Origin of the sequence: Streptomyces gilvosporeus (assembly GCF_002082195.1) — a bacterium.
Classification (GTDB): Bacteria; Actinomycetota; Actinomycetes; order Streptomycetales; family Streptomycetaceae; genus Streptomyces; species Streptomyces gilvosporeus.
Genome location: NZ_CP020569.1, coordinates 5866576 through 5885868, shown reverse-complemented (window position 1 = coordinate 5885868; position 19293 = coordinate 5866576). Strand labels below are relative to the sequence as shown.

The window sequence follows — 19293 nt, the reverse complement described above, 5'->3', positions numbered from 1 at the left end:
ATGGCGCACGTGGACCGGCAGGCATGGGACGTGGTCGTGGTGGGCGCCGGCGGGGCCGGACTGCGCGCCGCGATCGAGGCCCGCGAGGCGGGTATGCGCACGGCCGTGATCTGCAAGTCCCTGTTCGGCAAGGCTCATACGGTGATGGCCGAGGGCGGTATCGCGGCCAGCATGGGCAATGTCAACGAGGGCGACAACTGGCAGGTGCACTTCCGCGACACCATGCGCGGCGGCAAGTTCCTCAACCACTGGCGGATGGCCGAACTCCACGCCCGGGAGGCCCCCGACCGGGTCTGGGAGCTGGAGACCTGGGGCGCGCTCTTCGACCGCACGCCCGACGGCCGGATCTCCCAGCGCAACTTCGGCGGCCATGAATACCCGCGGCTGGCGCATGTCGGCGACCGTACGGGGCTGGAGCTGATCCGGACCCTCCAGCAGAAGATCGTCTCGTTGCAGCAGGCCGACGAGCGGGAATTCGGCGCGTACGACGCCCGGTTGAAGGTCTTCCAGGAGTGCACGGTCACCCGCGTCCTCAAAGAGGAGGGCAAGGTCGCGGGCGCCTTCTGCTACGAGCGCGAGTCCGGCCGCTTCTTCGTCCTGGAGGCGCCGGCCGTGGTGCTGGCCACCGGCGGGATCGGCAAGTCCTTCAAGGTGACATCGAATTCATGGGAGTACACGGGCGACGGGCACGCCCTGGCGCTGCTGGCCGGGGCCTCGCTGATCAACATGGAGTTCGTGCAGTTCCATCCGACGGGGATGGTCTGGCCGCCGTCGGTCAAGGGGATCCTCGTCACCGAGTCCGTCCGGGGCGACGGCGGGGTGCTGCGCAACAGCGAGGGCCGGCGCTTCATGTTCGACTACATCCCGGACGTCTTCAAGGAGAAGTACGCGCAGACGGAGGCCGAGGGCGACCGCTGGTACGAGGACCCCGACAACAACCGCCGGCCGCCCGAGCTGCTCCCCCGCGACGAGGTCGCCCGCGCCATCAACGCCGAGGTCAAGGCGGGCCGCGGCTCCCCGCACGGCGGGGTCTTCCTGGACGTCTCGACGCGGATGCCGGCCGAGGTCATCAAGCGGCGGCTGCCGTCGATGCACCACCAGTTCAAGGAGCTGGCGGATGTGGACATCACCGCCGAGCCGATGGAGGTCGGGCCGACCTGCCACTACGTGATGGGCGGGGTGGAGGTCGATCCGGACACCGCGGCGGCGAACGGCGTGCCCGGACTGTTCGCGGCCGGTGAGGTGGCCGGCGGGATGCACGGCTCCAACCGGCTGGGCGGCAATTCGCTCTCCGACCTGCTGGTCTTCGGGCGGCGGGCGGGGCTGCACGCCGCCGAGTACGCCGCGGCGGCGACCGCGCGGCCGGTCCCCGGCGAGCGGGAGGTGGACGCGGCGGAGGCGGAGGCGCTGCGGCCCTTCAGCGCCGAGGACGAGCAGCCGGGCGCCGTCCACGACGGGGGCCCGGCGGAGAATCCGTACACCCTCCATCAGGAGCTCCAGCAGGCGATGAACGACCTGGTGGGGATCATCCGCCGGGAGGGCGAGATGGCCGAGGCGCTCAAGCGGCTGGCCGGGCTGCGGGTACGGGCCCGGCGGGCGGGTGTCGAGGGGCACCGGCAGTACAACCCCGGCTGGCATCTGGCGATCGATCTGCGCAACATGCTGCTGGTCAGCGAGTGTGTGGCGCGGGCGGCGCTGGAGCGCGAGGAGAGCCGCGGCGGGCACACCCGCGACGACCATCCGGCGATGGACCGGCGCTGGCGCAACATCAACCTGGTCTGCGAGCTGGCCGACGGCCGGACGGAGGCGGACCCGGCGCTGGGCCAGATCCGGCTGAGCCGTCGGGAGACCCCGCCGATCCGCCCCGATCTCCTCGGACTCTTCGCGAAGGAGGAGCTGGTGAAGTATCTGACGGACGAGGAGCTGAGCCGGTGAGCGTGCAGAACGTGGGCGGCCGGGAGACGGACGGGATGGACGAGGCGGGCGGGTCGGACGTGGCCGGGCAGCGCGGGGAGGCGCGGCCGGCGAACGGGCCGGGGCAGGCGCAGGGCGGGCAGTCCGGCGCGTATCTGGCGCATTTCCGGGTGTGGCGCGGCGATGCGGACGGCGGCGGGCTGGAGGACTTCCGGGTCGAGGTGCACGAGGGCGAGGTGGTGCTGGACATCATCCACCGGCTCCAGGCGACGCAGGCGTCCGATCTGGCGGTGCGCTGGAACTGCAAGGCGGGCAAATGCGGTTCGTGCAGCGCGGAGATCAACGGCCGGCCGCGGCTGATGTGCATGACGCGGATGTCGGTGTTCGACCGTACGGAGACGGTGACGGTCACCCCGATGCGGGCCTTCCCGGTCGTACGGGACCTGGTCACCGATGTGTCGTTCAACTACGCCAAGGCTCGCGAGGTGCCCGCGTTCGTGCCGCCGGCGGAGCTGGGGCCCGGCGAGTACCGCATGCAGCAGGAGGATGTGAACCGCTCGCAGGAGTTCCGTAAGTGCATCGAGTGCTTCCTGTGCCAGAACACCTGCCATGTGGTGCGCGACCACGAGGAGAACAAGGCCGCGTTCGCCGGGCCGCGCTTCCTGATGCGGATCGCCGAGCTGGACATGCATCCGCTGGACGCGGCCCCGCAGGCCGGGCTGGACCGTAAGGGCACCGCGCAGGACGAACACGGCCTGGGCTACTGCAACATCACCAAATGCTGTACCGAGGTCTGCCCGGAGAACATCAAGATCACCGACAATGCGCTGATCCCGCTGAAGGAGCGGGTGGCGGACCGCAAGTACGACCCGCTGGTGTGGCTGGGCAACAAGATCCGGCGCCGCGGCCAGTGACCGGTTTACGTCCCGGGCCGCGGAACGGAACGGACGCCGCGCAGCTGAGCCGTCGCGGGCTTCTGGCGGGTCTCGGCGGCGTCCCGCTGGCCGCGGCCGCCGGGATGCCCGACGGCGACCGCCAGGAGCGCGCACAGGCCCCTGGAGGGCCGCCGCGGCTGCGGGGCGAGCGGCGCACCACCGTGCTGCGCGGCGCGGAGCTGGTGCTGACCATGGACCCCGGGATCGGCAGGGGCGAGCTGGGCGAGCTCGACGGCGGCACCGACGTCCTGCTGCACGACGGCCGGATCGCCGCGCTGGGCAGGGACCTTCCCGTACCGCGCGGCGCGCGGGTGGTGGACGCCACCGGGCAGCTGGTGCTGCCCGGCTTCGTCGACCTCCACAACCATCTGTGGCAGTCCAGCATCCGCGGCGGCTGCGCCACCCAGGACCTGTACGGATGGATGTCCGGCTGCGAGCGCGTCACGCTGCCCCGGATCGGGCCCCGGGACATGTACCGCTTCGTGCATCTGGCCGCCCTCGACGCCCTGACGGCGGGCGTGACCACCGTCGTCGACTGGGTGCACCCGATCCCGTACGAGACCAGCGAGCGCTATGTGCGCGCGCTGGACGACGCCGGGCTGCGGTTCGTCTACGCCGCGGCGCAGGGCGCGGACGCCGTCGCCCTCGTCCCGAAGGTCAAGAAGAACCTGCTCGATCCGCTGCCGCTGGCGTCGGCGCAGGTGGCGGTGCGTGCGGGGATGCCGGCGCTGGCGGAGCTGCGGGAGTTCCGCGAGGTCGCCCGGGACCTCGGGGTGATGGTCAACGCGCATGTCCTGGAGAACCGCAGGGACCGCAGGGACGAGCCGGTCCGCTCGCTGCGCGAGAGCGGCGTCTTCGGGCCGGACCTGCTGATGAACCATGCGGTCCACCTCACCGGCGAGGAGATCGCGCTGACCGGTGAGCATGATGTGCGGGTCGCGCACTGTCCGCTGAGCAATATGCGCCTGGCGTCCGGCATCATGCCGCTGCCCGCGCTGCACCGGTGCGGCGTACGCGCCGGGCTCGGGCACGACGGCGGCACCAATGACACCTCCGACATGTTCGCCCTGATGAAGGCGGCGGTCGGGCTCCAGCGGGCGCGGCACGAGGACGCCGGGATCCATCCGACGATCCCGGCCGTGCTGCGGATGGCGACGCTGGGCGGCGCGGAGTGCCTGGGCATGGCCGACCGGATCGGCTCGCTGACCCCCGGCAAACGCGCCGACGTGCTGGTCCTGGACCCCGCCACCCTCAATTTCGCCCCGCGCTTCGACTGGACCGGCCAGATCGTGCTCAACGGCCAGCCGCCGAACGTCAGTTACGTCTTCGTCGACGGCCGTCTGCGCAAGGCGGCGGGCGAGCTGGTGGACGTGGACACCGCGCGGGTGGTCCGGGAGGCGGAACGGGCGGCGGCCCACGTCCGGGGGGCGTGAGCCGGGCCCCGCGGGGCGTGGGCCGGCCTCCCGGGGGCACGCGACCGGGCCGCCGCCTCAGAACATGCTCAGCAAAGCCTCCGTCGGGTCCGCCGGCGCCGAGTCGCCGTCGGGGAGGGCGAGTTCGAACCAGACGGTCTTGCCGCGGGGGGTGCGGCGGCTGCCCCAGCCGGTGCTGAGGAGGCCGACCAGCTGGAGGCCGCGGCCGCCCTCGTCGGTGTCGCGGGCGCGGCGGCGGCGCGGCTGGGCGAGGTCGGCGTCCCAGACCTCGCAGACCAGGGTGCGGTCCAGCAGCAGCCGCAGCCGGATGTCGCCGTGGCCGTGCCGTAGCGCATTGGTCACCAGCTCGCTGACCAGCAGCTCGGTGGTGTCGACCAGGTCTTGCAGGCCCCAGTCGGTGAGCTGGTCGCGGGCCAGTTCGCGGGCGCGGGCCACCGAGCGGGCCTCCGGTGCCAGGCTCCAGTCGCCCACCGCGTCCTTGGGCAGCCCGTGCACCCGGGCCATCAGCAGGGCGATGTCGTCCTCGCCGTGCGAGGTGTCCAGGGCGCTCAGGACGTGGTCGCAGACGTCCTCCAGCGGGCGGCCGGCGTCCGACAGGGCCCGGCGGAACGCCTGGAGCCCCTCGTCCAGCGGGTGGTGGCGGGATTCGACCAGGCCGTCGGTGTAGAGCGCGAGCAGCGCGCCGTCGGGCAGCTCGACCTCGATCTCCTCGAACGGTTCGCCGCCGACGCCCAGCGGCATGCCCGGCGGCACGTCGAGCAGCAGGGCGTCCTCGCCGTCCTCGACGAGGACCGGCGGCAGATGTCCGGCGTTGGCGAAGGTGCAGCGCCGGGTGATGGGGTCGTAGACGGCGTAGACGCAGGTGGCGAGGTAGACCTCGGACAGGTCGGCGGCGGGGGTCAGGGCGCCGTGCTCGTGCATTCCGGCGGCCGCGCCGGAGCGGGGGCGGGGCGCTCTGGCGCTGGCACGGCCGTCGCCGGTGCCGCCGAGCCCGCGGGCGATCTCGTCGAGGGCGGAGAGGACCTCGGCCGGTTCGAGGTCGAGGAGCGCCAGCGTCCGTACGGCGGTGCGCAGTTCGCCCATGGCGACGGCGGCGCGCAGACCGCGGCCCATGACGTCGCCGACGACCAGGGCGGTGCGGTGGCCGGGGAGTTCGATGACGTCGAACCAGTCGCCGCCGACCTCGGTGGCGGTGGTGCCGGGCAGGTAGCGGCAGGCGATGTCGAGGCCGGCGGCCTCCGGGTCGCCGGGGGGCAGCAGGCTGCGCTGGAGGATCAGGGCGCGTTCGTGTTCGCGGCGGTAGAGGCGGGCGTTGTCGATGCAGACCGCGGCGCGTGCGGCCAGTTCGACGGCCAGGGCGGTGTCGCGTTCGCCGAAGGGTTCGCTGCCCTTCGTACGGGAGAACTGCACCAGTCCGACGACGGTGTCGCGGGCGACCATCGGGACGGCGAGGGTGGAGTGGACCACCGCGCCCAGTTCGGGGCCGTCGTCGCTCTCGCGGCCGGGGACGATCTGCGCCTGGCCGGTGCGCAGGGCGGCCGCGCACGGGGAGTTGAAGGGGTAGCGGTGGACGGCGCCGACGGCGACCGGGCCGTCGGGGGAGCCGTCCTCGGGGGTGCGGCGGCCGGCGGTGGCCAGGGGGGCGTCGGAGACCGCGCTGGAGAAGGCGACGCGGCGCAGTTCGGCGCTGCCGTCGCTCATGCCGGGCGGGGTCTCGTCGCCGGCGAGCAGGCCCTGGTAGAGGTCGACGGAGGCCAGGTCGCAGAACTGCGGGACGGCGACGTCCAGGAGGGTGCGGGCGGTGGTCTCCAGGTCGAGCGAATTGCCTATCCGGGCGCCGGCTTCGTTGAGCAGGGCGAGGTTGCGGCGGGCGTTGGCGGCCTCGCGTTCGGCGCGGCGGCGGCCGGTGACGTCGGCGGCGAGGGCGGCGACGCCGATGGGGCGGCCGCTGGCGCCGTGCAGGCGGTAGAGGGAGACCGACCAGCGGCGGCGTTCCTCCTCGCCGGGCACCGCGCCGACGACCTGCATTTCGGCGACCGGTTCGCCGGTCTCCAGGACCCGGCGCAGGGCGGCGGTCATCCGCTCGGCCTCGGGGCGGGGCAGGAAGTCGTGCGGGGTCAGGCCGCGGTACCGGCCGGCCGGTCCGCCGAAGACGGTGGCGAAGCGTTCGTTGACGCGCAGCAGCTTCAGGTCCGTGTTGAACAGGGTGAAGCCCATGGGAGATTGACCGAAAACGGCCTGCGAGGCGGCGAGGTCGGTCTCGATGCCGCGCATCGCCCGGACGTCGACGATCAGGCAGACCGCGGCGCGCTCGCCGGCCGCGTTCCGGGACGGCATCAGATAGATCTCGGCGAGTCCGTCGGCGTCGCCGCCCTGACTGCGGCGGTAGGGCACCAGGCCGGTCCACTCGCGGCCGTCGAGGATCTCGGAGACCTTGCGGCGGCCGCCCTCGTGCAGCTCCGGGGGGACGAACGCCTCGATGGGGTCCTGGCCCACGGCGTGCCGGGCGGGGATGCCGAGCATGTCGGCGGCGCGTTCGCTCCACTGCTCGATACGGCCGTCGGGCCCCAGGGAGAAGGAGGCGACGCGGATGTAGTCGTAGAGGGATCCGGGCCTGCTGCTCTGCCAGACCGGCAGGCGTTGCGCGCCGTGCGCAGGCAGGTGTCCGCCTGGATCGCCCGGACCGTCCACCTCGCCCCGGCCCTCGGTCTGCGCGGCCTTCGCCCCACCACGTGACATCTCGCTCACGAGCCCCGTCCCCTCCAGCTCATCGTGCCCGGACCGGACCAGGCCGAGTATCCAGCACCTCGGCTATCCGGAACACGGTCTTCACGATCACAGCACAGTCTCGATCGCAGGCCATCCACAGAATGTCGATGAAATGGCAACGATCAGGACTCCACATGTCTCCTAACCAGCCACCGACAGCTCGAACCACACTGTCTTGCCAGTCTTTCCCCGCCGGGTGCCCCAACGCTTGGAACTGCACGCGACCAGCTGCAGTCCGCGGCCGCCTTCGTCGTCGGGGGCAGCGGTGCGTTCCCGCGGGGGATCGGGCAGGGGGTCGGAGACCTCGACGAGGAGCGCGCCGGAGCTGAGCAGCACCATGCGGACGCCGATCGGGCCGGTGGCATGGCGCAGGGAGTTGGTGACCAGTTCGCTGACGAGGAGGACGGCCACGTCGACGGCGCCGTTCAGGCCCCAGTCGTCGAGGGTTTCACGGACCTTGGTCCGGGCGGTGCGCACCGCTCCCGGGTCGGCGGGAAAGCTCCATTCGGCGATCGGGGAACCGGAGGCCAGGGCGCGTCGGCGGACGTGGGGGGAGGACGGCTCGGGGGCCCCTGCCGCTGCGGTGTCGCTCACGCCGATCACTTCCCACGCCGATGGGCCCCCGCCGATGGGCCGGCTCGGTACGGCTGCGGAGTGCACGCCTGGCACATTCGCCTGCTCTGCCGGGGTTAATCAGGACATACCCGGTATCGCGACCTAAGTATCGCCTTCAACCGTGCACTGTGGCACAAATGGCGCATCTTGGCACCGCTAGCGGACCGATGGGTTCCGGTGGGTATCGTCGCACGCTCCGCCCGCCGCCAATACGCCGCCGCGGCCGCGCGCCGGGTTTGCGGTCGCGCACGCCGAACGGGGGGCGCACCGCGTCAGCGTACGCCGCGGGAGGCCGGGGCGGGGCCGTGGCCCAGGCGCCGTTACGACAAAGCGCCGCGCTGCTGCACGGGCACCGCCGACAGCCGGCGCATCGCCTCGGCGACGGCCGGGCGGTCCTGATCGAGCCAGTCGACCTGCTGCTCCTCGCAGGGCAGTAGCCAGCGCAGCTCGTCATGATCCTGGAGCGGGCGCGGCCGACCGGACAGCAGCCGGGCCGTCCACACCTGGAGCACGAAGCCGGGCCGCAGCACCCACTCGCCGGGGATCCGGTCCTGCGCCACCGCCTCGACACCCAACTCCTCGCGCAGCTCACGCACCAGCGCCTGCTCGGGCGTCTCGCCGTCCTCCACCTTGCCGCCGGGCAGCTCCCAGCGGCCTGCCAGGGCGGGCGGTGCGCTGCGCCGCGCGGCCAGCAGCCGCCCGCGGTCGCACACCGCCGCACCCACCACTACGCGCACGGTCGTCATGCGCCGCAGCCTACGTCCCCCGTCGTCGTCCCGCCCCTGCTCCCGTCCCCTCAGGTGGTCGCCCGGTCGACCCGCTCGACCACGTAGAGCTGCCGGCGGCCCCTGGTGTCCAGCCGGTCGGCGACCCGCTCGGCCTCCGCCCGGGTGGCATAACGGCCGACGCGATAGCGGTTGCCGCCTTCGTCCTGGCGGATGACGAGCCAGGGCAGTACGGCCCCAGTGTCGGTCATTGCGCCCCTCCGTCCGCCGCATGGTGCGCCGTCATGCACCCCTCCTGTGCTGATGCCGAAATCGCAATCCGCATATGCCCGAGCGTACGCCCGACCTTTACGCACTGCATTCGAATTGGCACAAAGAGATACCGAACCGGCCACCCGCGGGCCCCCGGGGACCGGGAGCGGCCCGCAAGTGGCCGGTGAGAGACGGGAGCCGTACGCGATGTACGGGGACGGAATCAGGCGCCCACGGGAGCCTTGTCCTTGTCGCCGTCCGCCGCGTCCTCGGCGGCCTCGGCGGCGAGCTCCGCCTCGGTGGCGACCAGCGTCGGGTTGCGCCAGGCGCTGCGCACGCCCCAGTAGTAGAACGCCAGGCCCAGCGCCGCGACGATGGCGAGGTCCACGCCCTCGGGGATGTAGCCCTTGCCGCCGAACTCCTTGCCGCCGGCCCACGAAACGGAGGCCATCACCAGCAGGTACACCACCATCCAGGCGCCGGCCTTCAGGTGCGGGGCCAGCTCGGCCCACGGCTTGCGGCCCTGGGTGAGCGGCTTGCCGATCTCGTACCAGGCCCACACCGGCAGGCCCGCGGCCATGAGCAGGATGACCTTGCCGGTCAGCGGCCAGCGGCCCCAGTAGAGCACCAGCGAGCCGAAGATCATCGCGATCGGCGCGATGACCGGCATCGCCCGCAGCTTGACCGGGCGCACCAGATCCGGCGAGATCCGGCGCAGCGCCATCACGGCCACGGGGCCGGTGATGTACGAGATGACCGTGGCGATCGAGACGATCTCGGCCAGCGAGCCCCAGCCGCGGAAGACCGCGAGGAAGAGGAAGGCGATCACGAGGTTGAGCAGCAGCGCCGGGCGCGGCACACCGGTCTTCTTGTCGACCTTGCCGAAGACGCCGGGCAGATGGCCGTTCTCCTGCACGCCGTGGATCATGCGCGAGGTGGTGGCGGCGTAGATCATGCCCGTACCGGACGGCGAGATGAAGGCGTCGGCGTACAGCAGCAGCGCAAGCCAGTTCAGGCCCCAGGTGACGGCGAGGTCGGCCAGCGGGGAGTTGAAGTTGAGGCCGGCCCAGCCGTGGGCGCCGAGCTTGTCGCCGGGCACCGCCATCAGGAACGCCACCTGGAGGGCGACGTAGATCACCAGCGCGATGATGATCGAGGAGATGACGGCCTTGGGCAGCGACTTGCCCGGGTTGCGGGCCTCACCGGCGAGGTTCAGCGGGGACTGGAAGCCGTTGTAGGCCCAGACGATGCCGGAGACGGCGACGGCGGTGAAGACCGAGCTCCAGCCGTTGGGGGTGAAGCCGCCCTGGCGCGCGAGGTTGTGCGTGTCGAAGTGCGCGAACATCAGGGCGCTGGCGGTCAGCACCGGCACGACGACCTTGAAGACCGTGATCGCGGTGTTCGTCTTCGCGAACAGCGAGATCGCGAACCAGTTCATGAAGAAGTAGAAGATCAGCAGGATGCTGGCGAGCCCGACGCCGGTGCCGGTCAGCTCCTTGCCGTCGTAGAGCGACTGCGCCCAGCCGAACTTCCACGAGCTCATGTACTGGACGGAGGCGGTCGCCTCACCCGGGATGACCGAGACGATGGCGATCCAGTTGGCCCAGGCCGCCAGATAGCCGGCGAGCGAGCCGTGCGAGTACTGGCCGTAGCGGACCATGCCGCCCGCCTTCGGGAACATCGCGCCGAGCTCGGAGTAGGTGAGCGCGATCGTGAGCGCCACGAGCGCTCCGATGACCCAGGCCAGGATCGCGGCCGGTCCGGCGATGGCGGCGGCCCGCTGGGCTCCGAAGAGCCAGCCCGAACCGATGATGGACCCGAGACCAGTGGCGGTCAGGGCAATGGTCCCGAGGGACCGACGGTAATGCGAGCGCGAGCCCTGCTCCGCACTCGGTGTCTTCGTCGTGGTCACGTGCTGGTCTCCTGGTCTTCCCCCGTGCCGTGCACAAACTTCGCCATCGTAAGAGCGAATTCGAAGATCGGGTTCCCGAAGGCAGTAAAAAGACCCGGTGAGTTGAGGCAGTGTGAGGTTTGCAACACCGATATACGGAGCCCGGGTCGGGTGAAATCCGGGCATACCGGATGGTCGGTTGCGGTATTGCGGACCACGGGGCGGCATACGGGATCCGTTGTCCGGGCGTACGGGAGGCGCCAGGGCGGCGTCCGGAACGGGTCCGGAACGCGTCAGGAGGCGCCCGGAAGGCGCCGGAAGGCGGCAGCCGACATCGGGAAGGCCCGCTACCGCACCGGCAGGTGATACGTGACCCGGTGGCGGTCCGCGAGCGTGACCACATCGGCCGTTTCGACCGGTCGGCCGCCGGCGAAGTACGTACGGGAGATGACCAGCACGGCATGCCCGGGCACCCCGCCCAGCGCCATGGCCTCCTCGGCCAGCCCCGGCCGCGCCCCGACCTCCTCGATGACGTTGTCCACCACGACGTCGATGGCCGCCATCCGCTCGACCACTCCGCGCCCGGCCAGCGGCCCCTCCTCCGGCAGCATCACGGGCGTGCGCCCGGTCACCTCCAGCGGCTCCCAGGAGGTGGAGAGCATCGACGGCTCCCCCTCGGCACGGAAGAGATAGCGGGTCCGCATCACCCTGCCGCCCGCCGGGATCCGCAGCCGCGCCGCGACCGCCGTACCGGCGCCCTCCTGGCGGCTGCTGGACTCCCAGGTCCCCTTCACCCGTTCATCGGTCTGCTCCTGGCGGAAGGGCGAGGTGCACGAGCCGTTCTGGAAGCCTGCGCGGGCGATCCGGCGCGGTACCGGGCGCTCGCGTACGTACGTGCCCGATCCCGAGCGGCCCTCGACCAGTCCCTCGGCCATCAGGACCTTGCGCGCCTCCAGGGCGACGGTGTCCGAAACGCCGTACTCCTCGCGGATACGGGCCTGGGAGGGAAGGCGGGTGTGCGGCGGCAGCAATCCGTCGACGATCTTCTGGCGCAGGTCGCCTGCGACGCGGAGGTACGCGGGCTGCTCACCGAAAGGCACGTGCCCCTCCCAACAGCTTGACAGTCAGCAACAGCGTGGCAACCGCGTGTTCATCATCGCAACCCAGGGCCAAAGCCTTGCGTACCGCGACACCTTGCAGCTCAACCGGCCTGCAACGCCCCACTCCACCCGTACATCGCGCAGCACGCGCCCCTCTCACCACCCGCACCTCGCGCATCCCCGGCACCGCACTCCCCAAATGCACGCCCACGCGCCCCCGGACATGACACGATCACCTCACGGCCCGGCCGCCTCACCCGTTGATCGCACGCTCCGAGGACATCCGAGGAAAGGGGTCCGCCATGCCCGACGAGCCCGGCTCGCCGCCCGTCCCGCTCCGTACGGGCGAGGAGCTCCGGCTCTCCCCCATGCCCGACAACTGGCAGCGCGCCCTGGCCGTCGTCGCCCACCCCGACGACCTCGAATACGGCGCCGCGGCCGCCATCGCCGAATGGACCGCGGCCGGGCGGGAGATCACCTATCTGCTGGCCACCCGGGGCGAGGCCGGGATCGACGGGATCGCGCCGGAGAAATGCGCCGCGCTCCGCGAGGCCGAACAGCGCGCCGGCGCCGCGCTCGTGGGGGTGGACACCGTCGAGTTCCTCGGCCACCCCGACGGCGTCATAGAGGGCGGTACGGCGCTGCGCCGCGATCTGGCCGCGGCCATCCGCCGCCACCGCCCGGAGCTGCTGATCACCCTCAACCACCACGACACCTGGGGCGGTGTCCAGTGGAACAGCCCCGACCACCGGGTGGTGGGCCGCGCCGTCCTGGACGCGGCGGGCGATGCCGGCAACCGCTGGACCTTCCCCGAGCTCAAGGACGAACAGGGCCTCGCCCCGTGGACGGGCGTGCGCTGGGTGGCCGTGGCGGGCTCCCCGTACCCCACGCATGCCGCGGAGGTCGGCCCCGGCATCGAGCGCGCGGTCGCCTCGCTGGCCGCCCACGAGGCGTACATCAAGGGCCTCGTCGGCCCCGAGCAGGACCCCGTGGCCTACGCCCGCACCTTCATCGAGCAGATGCTCCGCATGGGCGGCGAACGCTATCGGGGGCGTCCGGCGACGCTGTTTCAGGTGTTCCCGCGGTAGGTGCGGTTGCGGTGGGCGGGGTTGCGGTGGCCGGGGCACCGCGGCGAGGCAGCGGGGATGCGCCGCGGCGCCCCCGCCTCGCCCCGCCGCTTTCCGTCCCCTCATCCCTTCGTCAGGTGCTCGCCGCCACGAGGCGCGTCACCAACGCGGCGATCTCGGCGGGCCGTTCGAGCAGCATCGCGTGGGTGGCATCGACCCCCGCCACCGTCACCCGCTGCCGCGTCCGTGCCAGTTCGTCCAGATCGCGTCGCAGGCCCTCCGTATAGGCCGTCATCAGCGTGTCGAACCAGGGCGGTACGCCCGGCACGGGTGGGTTCGGCCGCAGGGCGCGGGCGATGAGCAGCGGCCGGGTGACCCGCCGGTAGAGCGCGAACGGATCGAGCCCCGCCATCGCCTCCTGCACCTCCCGCGCCCGTTCGCGCCCCGGCCGCAGGAACAGCTGCCCGTCCGGCGTCTCCCCCAGCGACCGCCGCACCCCCGCCTCCAGCAGCTCGTACGCGATGCCCAACTGCTCGGCCATGGCGGCCTGATAGCCGAGCACCCCGTCCAGCGCGCTTGCCGGGAACGGCCGCCCGCCCGCCTCGTCCGCGAACTTCCGTGCCTCGGCGAGCCGTTGCGTCACATACCCGGCGTCCAGCCCCGCGTACTGCTCGGGCCGCCCCATCCCGTGCCCGTCCAGATTCACCGCCGCCCGCGCGCCCCGCTCCAGACACAGCGCGGCCACCATCCCGCCCATCGAATGCCCGACGACCACGGCGTCCGCCATCGCCGTCCTGCAGGCGTCCAGCACCGCAGACGCATCCGCGATCGCCGTCTCGAACGTCCAGGGCACCGCGCCGTCCCCCGACCGCCCGTGGGCCCGCAGATCCATCGCCACGACCCGATGCCGCCCGGCCAGCAGCGGCGCCACCGGCGCCCAGTCCGCCAGCGTCCGCCCCGCCCCGTGCAGCAGCAGGACGGTGGGCCCGTCGCCGCCGTAGTCGCGTACGGCCAGCGATACGCCGTCACCCGCGAGGCAGAAGCCTTCCGTCGCTTCTTGGGCTGCTTCTTGGGTTGCTTCTTGGGCTGCTTCTTGGTTCGCCTCCCGGGTCGCTTCCTGGGGCCGTTCCTGGAGCGCTTCATCCGTCATTTCTTCAGCCATGCGTCCACGCTAGGCCCGTAAAAAGTGACCGAAATCCCCTGCACGAACGATGATTTCGCCGCCCCGCCCGGGTCATAATGGATCAAGCCCAAACGCCGAGGGCTGCGGCCCGAAGGCGAGGCACGGCCCAGTCGGCGAGTTTCCGAGGGTCGTCGAACATCTGGGCGGGCCCATCCCGGAGCGTCCGCTCGCCTCAGCACATGGTGCCCTTGTTCAGATCGACCGGGCCGATTTCCGTGCGCACCGGAGTCTCGCCCTCGTCGTTCTTGTAGACGACGGCGACCAGACCGTCCTTGCATCCGAATTTCCACTCGGAATTTCCGATCGCCGGGCCAGCGGAAATGCCCCGGAGATAAGACAAAGGGAATTCCTGCACAGAGAGCCCGCGCAAAGGAGGGAATCACCCCTTGGTATCGACCCGTGTCGTTTCTCGTCCGAGCCGCGATGACCCGGACCCCTCGCCACCCCCTCCCCGCACCCTCACCGCCCCCACCCGCACGACCGTCCCGTTGTGTACACCTGGCACACCCGGTACCCTTGAGCCCATGACCCAGATGCCCATAGAGTCCATCCGCGACGTCCGCGCGCACCTGGCCGAGGTCGTCGAGCGGGCCGACCGCGACGATCTGCCCACCGTCATCACCCGGCGCGGCAAGGAAGTCGCGGCCGTGGTCTCGATAGAGGTCCTGCGCAAGTACCAGCAGTGGGAAGAGCGCGAGATCAACCGCATCATCGACGAGCGCATGGCCAACCGCTCGGCCGGTATCCCCATCGAGGACGTCATGAAGGAGACGCTGGCGCGCAGTGAGTGACTACCGCACCGTCTTCCGTCCCGAGGCCCAGGCCGAACTCCGCAAAATCCCACGGGACGCCGCGCTGCGCATCCTGGCGAAGCTGACGGAGCTGGAAAAGGATCCGTACGGCTTCAAAACCACCGCACTCGTCTCCCAGCCGGACCGCCGCCGCCTGCGAGTCGGCGACTACCGCGTCGTCTACACCCTCGACAACGGCGAACTGGTCGTATGGGTCGTCCACGTCGGCCACCGTTCCGCGGTCTACGAGACCTGAACGCGACAGCCCGGGCCGTACTGGGGTACTGGGACAGCCTGGATCTCGACCGGCTCACTCCACCGCGCCGCAATCAGGAGTCGGCACGACGTCGGCACAGGAACGCAGAGGGGCCGGGCTCGCCAGAGCCCGGCCCCTCTGAACCGTTCGACTAGACGTTGAAGCGGAACTCCACCACATCCCCGTCCTGCATCACATACTCCTTGCCCTCCATGCGGGCCTTGCCCGCTGCGCGGGCGTCGGCTACCGAGCCGGTTTCGACCAGGTCGGCGAAGGAGATGACCTCGGCCTTGATGAAGCCCTTTTGGAAGTCGGTGTGGATGACGCCGGCGGCCTCGGGGGCGGTGGCGCCCTTCTTGATGGTCCAGGCGCGGGTTTCCTTGGGGCCGGCCGTCAGGTACGTCTGGAGGCCGAGGGTGTCGAAGCCGACGTGGGCGAGGGTGGCGAGGCCGGGCTCGTCCTGGCCGACGGACTGGAGGAGTTCGAGGGCCTCGTCCTCGTCCAGCTCGGCGAGGTCGGCCTCCAGCTTGGCGTTGAGGAAGATGGCCTCGGCGGGGGCGACGAGGGCGCGCTGCTCGTTCTTGAAGTCCTCGTCGGTGAGTTCGTCCTCGTCGACGTTGAAGACGTAGAGGAAGGGCTTGGTGGTCAGGAGGTGGAGGTCGTGCAGGAGCTCCTCCCTGCCGGAGCCCTGGGCGATGCCCTGGGAGAAGAGGGTGTCGCCCTTCTCCAGGATGGCCTTGGCCTCCTCGACGGCCTTGACCTTGGGGGCCACGTCCTTCTTGATCCGGGACTCCTTGACCAGGCGCGGCAGCACCTTCTCGATGGTCTGGAGGTCGGCCAGGATCAGCTCGGTGTTGATGGTCTCGATGTCGTCCTTGGGCGAGACCTTGCCGTCGACGTGGACGACGTTCTCGTCCTTGAAGGCGCGGATGACCTGGCAGATCGCGTCGGACTCGCGGATGTTCGCCAGGAACTTGTTGCCCAGGCCCTCGCCCTCGGAGGCGCCGCGGACGATGCCGGCGATGTCGACGAAGTCGACGGTGGCCGGGAGGATCTTCTGGGAGGAGAAGATCTCCGCCAGCTTGGCGAGGCGGGGGTCGGGGACGCCGACGACACCGACGTTGGGCTCGATGGTGGCGAACGGGTAGTTGGCCGCCAGCACGTCGTTCTTGGTCAGGGCGTTGAACATGGTCGACTTGCCGACATTCGGCAGACCGACGATTCCGATCGTGAGCGACACGGTGGCGACTCGACTTCCGCGGGTGGTGGTGGGTGGGCAGCCGCTCCGGGCCCCGGTCCGTGGGACGGCGGCGCGACGACGAGGTGACGACGGCGTCCACGGGGACGACGGCGCCCGTCGGACGACGTCCTGGAGCGGATACGGGTCCTGGGAGGGCCGATCCACCAGTCTACGGGGCGGGGCCGCGGGCCCGCGTCCGCCACCGGAAGGGCCCGCCGTCCGTCGCGCGCCGTCCGGCAGGGGCCGACGCGGCCGGGCCGGTCCCGCCGCCACGCCCGGGGTGGTCCCGCCGCCACGCCCGGGGCAGTCCCGCCGCCACGCCCGGGGCGGTGGTGAAAGGACCGCCAAGCTCGGTCAAAGCGCGTGTCCTGCGACCGATTAATCCCACTTAGCGGCCTACCGTTGGCGAGTGGAGCAACGCAAAGCGCGCAGGTATCAGGACCGTCCGCAGCGGGGCCGCCGGGCCCCCGCCGCGGGCCGCGATGCCCGGCTGCCCCGCCCCGCGGAAGCCACCGGGCCGGCGGACTCGGCGCAGGCGGCGGGAACCGCGGAAGCGGGACCTGGCGGGCGGGCGGGGCAGAGCGGGCCCGGCGGTGGCGCCGGCCGCAGCGGTGGCACCGGCAGCCCGAGCGGCCCCAGCACCCGTGGCCCCAGCGGCCAGAACGGCCCGAGCCGTACCGGCAGCCCCACCGGCCCAAGCAGACCCGGCAACCCCAGCGGACCTCCCGCTCACCCCGGGCCCTCGGCTCCCCCGGCCCCTCCCCCCACGGGAGAAACCGCCACCGTCTACCGCGTCCGTCCCCGTCGCCCCCCGCCGCCCGCCCCGGTGGCGCGGCTGTTGCGGCGGATGCCGCGGCCGATGCTCACCGGTCTCGGATGCTGGCTGCTGGCCACCGTGGCGCTGCTCGTCGTCGCCTTCCTCGACCGGCTGCTCCTGGACTCCGAGCAGACCCCCTACGGCGTGTTCTTCGTGCTGGTCAGCGTGTGTGCGTCGGTGTGGGTGCGGCCGTACGACCTGATCGCCGCGCCGGTCGCGCTGCCGATCGCGTTCGCGCTGGGGGCGCTGCCGATCGAGCGCGGGCCGGACGGCTTCGGCGGGACGGTGATGGGGATCTTCACGGTCCTCGCGCTCGACGCGCCCTGGCTCTACGCCGGCACCCTGATCTGCGCGCTGGTGGCGCTGTTCCGCAAGGCGATGCTCATCGCGCAGCGTCGGGCCAGCCGACCGGTGAGTCCACTACCGTCCGGGCCGGTGGGGCGGGGGAAGGGGCACCGTCCGCGCGAGGTGGCACCGCAGCCCGACCGGCATGGGCGGCCATCGCCGCACCCACAATCCCCGCATTGTTCTGAAGCCGGGCCGGCACGATCTCGGCCCTGATGCCCTCGATCAGCGGCAGGAACTTCTCCGCCTTACGGCTCACCCCGCCGCCGATCACGAACAGCTCCGGCGAGAACAGCATCTCCAGATGGGCGAGGTACTTCTGCACGCGGCGCGCCCAGCGCTGCCAGCTCAGCCCCTGGTCTTCCTTGACCTTGGTCGAGGCGCGTTTCTCGGCCTCGTGGCCGTGCAGCTCCAGATGGCCGAGCTCGGTGTTGGCGAGAAGCCGGCCACCGGTGAAGACCGCGCTGCCGATACCGGTGCCGAGGGTGAGGACGATGACCGTGCCGTCGGGCCGGCCGCGTCCGGCGCCGTAGCGCATTTCGGCCAGTCCGGCCGCGTCCGCGTCGTTGAGGAGGGTGACCGGGCGGCCGGCGCCCAGGCGGCCGGTGAGCAGGGCGGCGGCGTCCAGGCCGATCCAGCCCTGGTCGACATTGGCGGCGGTACGGGTCGTACCGCCGGTGACCACACCGGGGAAGGTCGCGCCGACCGGGCCCGACCAGCCGAAGTGGTCCACGACCTGCTGGACGCAGTCCGCGACCGCCTCCGGGGTGGCCGGGTGCGGGGTCAGCACCTTGTAGCGCTCGGCGGCCAGATCGCCGCGTCCGAGATCCACCGGGGCACCCTTGATGCCCGATCCGCCGATGTCCACACCGAAGACCCTCATGGGAAAAGGCTAGGCGTGCGGGCGGCCGCCCACCCCTCGAATCGCCTACCTGCTCCCGGTGCCGGTCCCGGGGCGCTCAGCCCTCGGTGGCGGCCTTCGCCTCGGCCCGCAGATCGCGGCGCAGCTCCTTGGGCAGCGAGAAGGCGATGGACTCCTCGGCGGCCGTGACCGTCTCGACGTCCTCGTAGCCGCGCTGGGCGAGCCAGTCCAGGACGCCGTGGACGAGGATCTCGGGGACGGAGGCGCCGGAGGTGACGCCGACCGTGCCCACGCCGTCCAGCCACGCCTCGTCGATCTCCTCGGCGTAGTCGACCAGGTGCGCGGCGCGGGCGCCGGCGCCCAGCGCCACCTCGACCAGGCGGACGGAGTTCGAGGAGTTCTTGGAGCCGACGACGATGACGAGGTCGGCCTCGGCGCCCATCTGCTTGACCGCGGTCTGGCGGTTCTGGGTGGCGTAGCAGATGTCGTCGCTGGGCGGGGAGAGCAGGTTGGGGAAGCGGCCCTTGAGGGCGTCGACGGTCTCCATGGTCTCGTCCACGGAGAGGGTGGTCTGGGAGAGCCAGACGACCTTGTCGGGGTCGCGGACCTCGACGTTGGCGACGTCGCCGGGGCCGTCGACCAGGGTGATGTGCTCGGGCGCCTCGCCGCTGGTGCCGATGACTTCTTCGTGGCCCTCGTGACCGATCAGGAGGATGTCGTAGTCCTCCTTGGCGAACCGGACGGCTTCCTTGTGGACCTTGGTGACCAGCGGGCAGGTGGCGTCGATGGTGGCGAGCTTGCCGCGGGCGGCCTCTTCGTGGACGACGGGCGCGACGCCGTGCGCCGAGAAGATGACGATGTTGCCCTCGGGCACCTCCTCCGTCTCGTCGACGAAGATCGCACCCTTCTTTTCGAGGGTCTTGACGACGTACTTGTTGTGCACGATCTCGTGGCGTACGTAGACGGGCGCGCCGTACTGCTCGAGGGCCTTCTCGACGGCGATCACGGCGCGGTCCACGCCCGCGCAGTAGCCACGGGGGGCGGCGAGCAGAACTTTGCGGTGGTTGTCGGGCGACGGGCGGGAAGTCATGGGATCCA

General features: G+C 71.5%; 17 protein-coding genes and 1 pseudogene. 7 read left to right on the top strand and 11 right to left on the bottom strand.

What is annotated here, in order from left to right; all coding sequences use genetic code 11:
• Genes B1H19_RS26375 through B1H19_RS26365 form a run of 3 tightly spaced genes read left to right on the top strand, consistent with a single transcriptional unit; the run spans position 1 to position 4282 of the window.
• Positions 1-1935 carry a fumarate reductase/succinate dehydrogenase flavoprotein subunit gene (locus B1H19_RS26375; RefSeq protein WP_083107228.1) on the top strand — a complete coding sequence of 645 codons (1935 nt, stop codon included), beginning with the start codon at positions 1-3 and terminating at the stop codon, positions 1933-1935.
• Positions 1932-2828 (top strand): succinate dehydrogenase/fumarate reductase iron-sulfur subunit, encoded by an 897-nt coding sequence (locus B1H19_RS26370; RefSeq protein WP_237289522.1) that lies wholly within the window; start codon positions 1932-1934, stop codon positions 2826-2828. The genes B1H19_RS26375 and B1H19_RS26370 overlap by 4 nt, the downstream gene beginning before the upstream one ends.
• Positions 2825-4282 (top strand): amidohydrolase family protein, encoded by a 1458-nt coding sequence (locus tag B1H19_RS26365; RefSeq protein ID WP_237289521.1) that lies wholly within the window; start codon positions 2825-2827, stop codon positions 4280-4282. Before B1H19_RS26370 ends, B1H19_RS26365 begins: the two co-directional genes overlap by 4 nt.
• A gap of 57 nt (positions 4283-4339) precedes the next feature.
• Here B1H19_RS26365 and B1H19_RS26360 read toward each other — a convergent pair whose 3' ends face one another.
• The 6 genes from B1H19_RS26360 to B1H19_RS26335 form a co-directional block, all read right to left on the bottom strand.
• Positions 4340-7021, bottom strand: coding sequence for a SpoIIE family protein phosphatase (locus B1H19_RS26360; RefSeq protein WP_237289891.1), 2682 nt, complete (start codon positions 7019-7021; stop codon positions 4340-4342).
• 171 nt (positions 7022-7192) lie between these two features.
• Complete coding sequence (locus B1H19_RS26355; protein WP_083107227.1) at positions 7193-7654, bottom strand: ATP-binding protein; 462 nt, start codon at positions 7652-7654, stop codon at positions 7193-7195.
• A 332-nt stretch (positions 7655-7986) separates the two neighbouring features.
• Entirely contained in the window at positions 7987-8412 is a 426-nt protein-coding gene (locus B1H19_RS26350; RefSeq protein ID WP_203237235.1) for a (deoxy)nucleoside triphosphate pyrophosphohydrolase, read from the bottom strand.
• A gap of 50 nt (positions 8413-8462) precedes the next feature.
• On the bottom strand, positions 8463-8642 hold the full coding sequence (locus B1H19_RS26345; RefSeq protein ID WP_083107225.1) for an SPOR domain-containing protein: 180 nt from the start codon (positions 8640-8642) through the stop codon (positions 8463-8465).
• Between the two features lie 224 nt (positions 8643-8866).
• On the bottom strand, positions 8867-10555 hold the full coding sequence (locus B1H19_RS26340) for an APC family permease (RefSeq protein ID WP_083107224.1): 1689 nt from the start codon (positions 10553-10555) through the stop codon (positions 8867-8869).
• Between the two features lie 326 nt (positions 10556-10881).
• Complete coding sequence (locus B1H19_RS26335) at positions 10882-11634, bottom strand: GntR family transcriptional regulator (RefSeq protein WP_083107223.1); 753 nt, start codon at positions 11632-11634, stop codon at positions 10882-10884.
• Positions 11635-11936: 302 nt separating this feature from the next.
• On the opposite strand from B1H19_RS26335, the gene B1H19_RS26330 reads away from it, so the two are divergent.
• Entirely contained in the window at positions 11937-12722 is a 786-nt protein-coding gene (locus B1H19_RS26330; protein WP_083107222.1) for a PIG-L deacetylase family protein, read from the top strand.
• 112 nt (positions 12723-12834) lie between these two features.
• Here B1H19_RS26330 and B1H19_RS26325 read toward each other — a convergent pair whose 3' ends face one another.
• Positions 12835-13863 carry an alpha/beta hydrolase gene (locus B1H19_RS26325; protein WP_237289520.1) on the bottom strand — a complete coding sequence of 343 codons (1029 nt, stop codon included), beginning with the start codon at positions 13861-13863 and terminating at the stop codon, positions 12835-12837.
• Positions 13864-14056: 193 nt separating this feature from the next.
• Entirely contained in the window at positions 14057-14224 is a 168-nt protein-coding gene (locus tag B1H19_RS38865) for a hypothetical protein (protein WP_159028141.1), read from the bottom strand.
• A gap of 184 nt (positions 14225-14408) precedes the next feature.
• Between B1H19_RS38865 and B1H19_RS26320 the strand changes: the two genes are divergently transcribed.
• Positions 14409-14675: a type II toxin-antitoxin system Phd/YefM family antitoxin gene (locus B1H19_RS26320; protein ID WP_030064338.1), complete on the top strand. Its 267-nt coding sequence runs from the start codon at positions 14409-14411 to the stop codon at positions 14673-14675.
• Positions 14668-14931: a type II toxin-antitoxin system RelE family toxin gene (locus tag B1H19_RS26315; protein ID WP_083107220.1), complete on the top strand. Its 264-nt coding sequence runs from the start codon at positions 14668-14670 to the stop codon at positions 14929-14931. Before B1H19_RS26320 ends, B1H19_RS26315 begins: the two co-directional genes overlap by 8 nt.
• Positions 14932-15082: 151 nt before the next feature.
• Here B1H19_RS26315 and ychF read toward each other — a convergent pair whose 3' ends face one another.
• Positions 15083-16171, bottom strand: coding sequence for a redox-regulated ATPase YchF (gene ychF / locus B1H19_RS26310; RefSeq protein WP_083107219.1), 1089 nt, complete (start codon positions 16169-16171; stop codon positions 15083-15085).
• 847 nt (positions 16172-17018) lie between these two features.
• On the opposite strand from ychF, the pseudogene B1H19_RS40645 reads away from it, so the two are divergent.
• Positions 17019-17309: pseudogene (locus B1H19_RS40645) on the top strand (DUF6542 domain-containing protein); the annotation flags it as partial.
• Positions 17310-17370: 61 nt separating this feature from the next.
• Here the strand turns inward: B1H19_RS40645 and ppgK are convergent.
• A complete protein-coding gene (gene ppgK / locus B1H19_RS26300; RefSeq protein ID WP_083107218.1) occupies positions 17371-18216 on the bottom strand; it encodes a polyphosphate--glucose phosphotransferase in 846 nt (281 codons plus the stop codon).
• A gap of 76 nt (positions 18217-18292) precedes the next feature.
• Positions 18293-19285 carry a 4-hydroxy-3-methylbut-2-enyl diphosphate reductase gene (locus B1H19_RS26295; protein WP_083107217.1) on the bottom strand — a complete coding sequence of 331 codons (993 nt, stop codon included), beginning with the start codon at positions 19283-19285 and terminating at the stop codon, positions 18293-18295.
• Positions 19286-19293 lie beyond the last annotated feature (8 nt).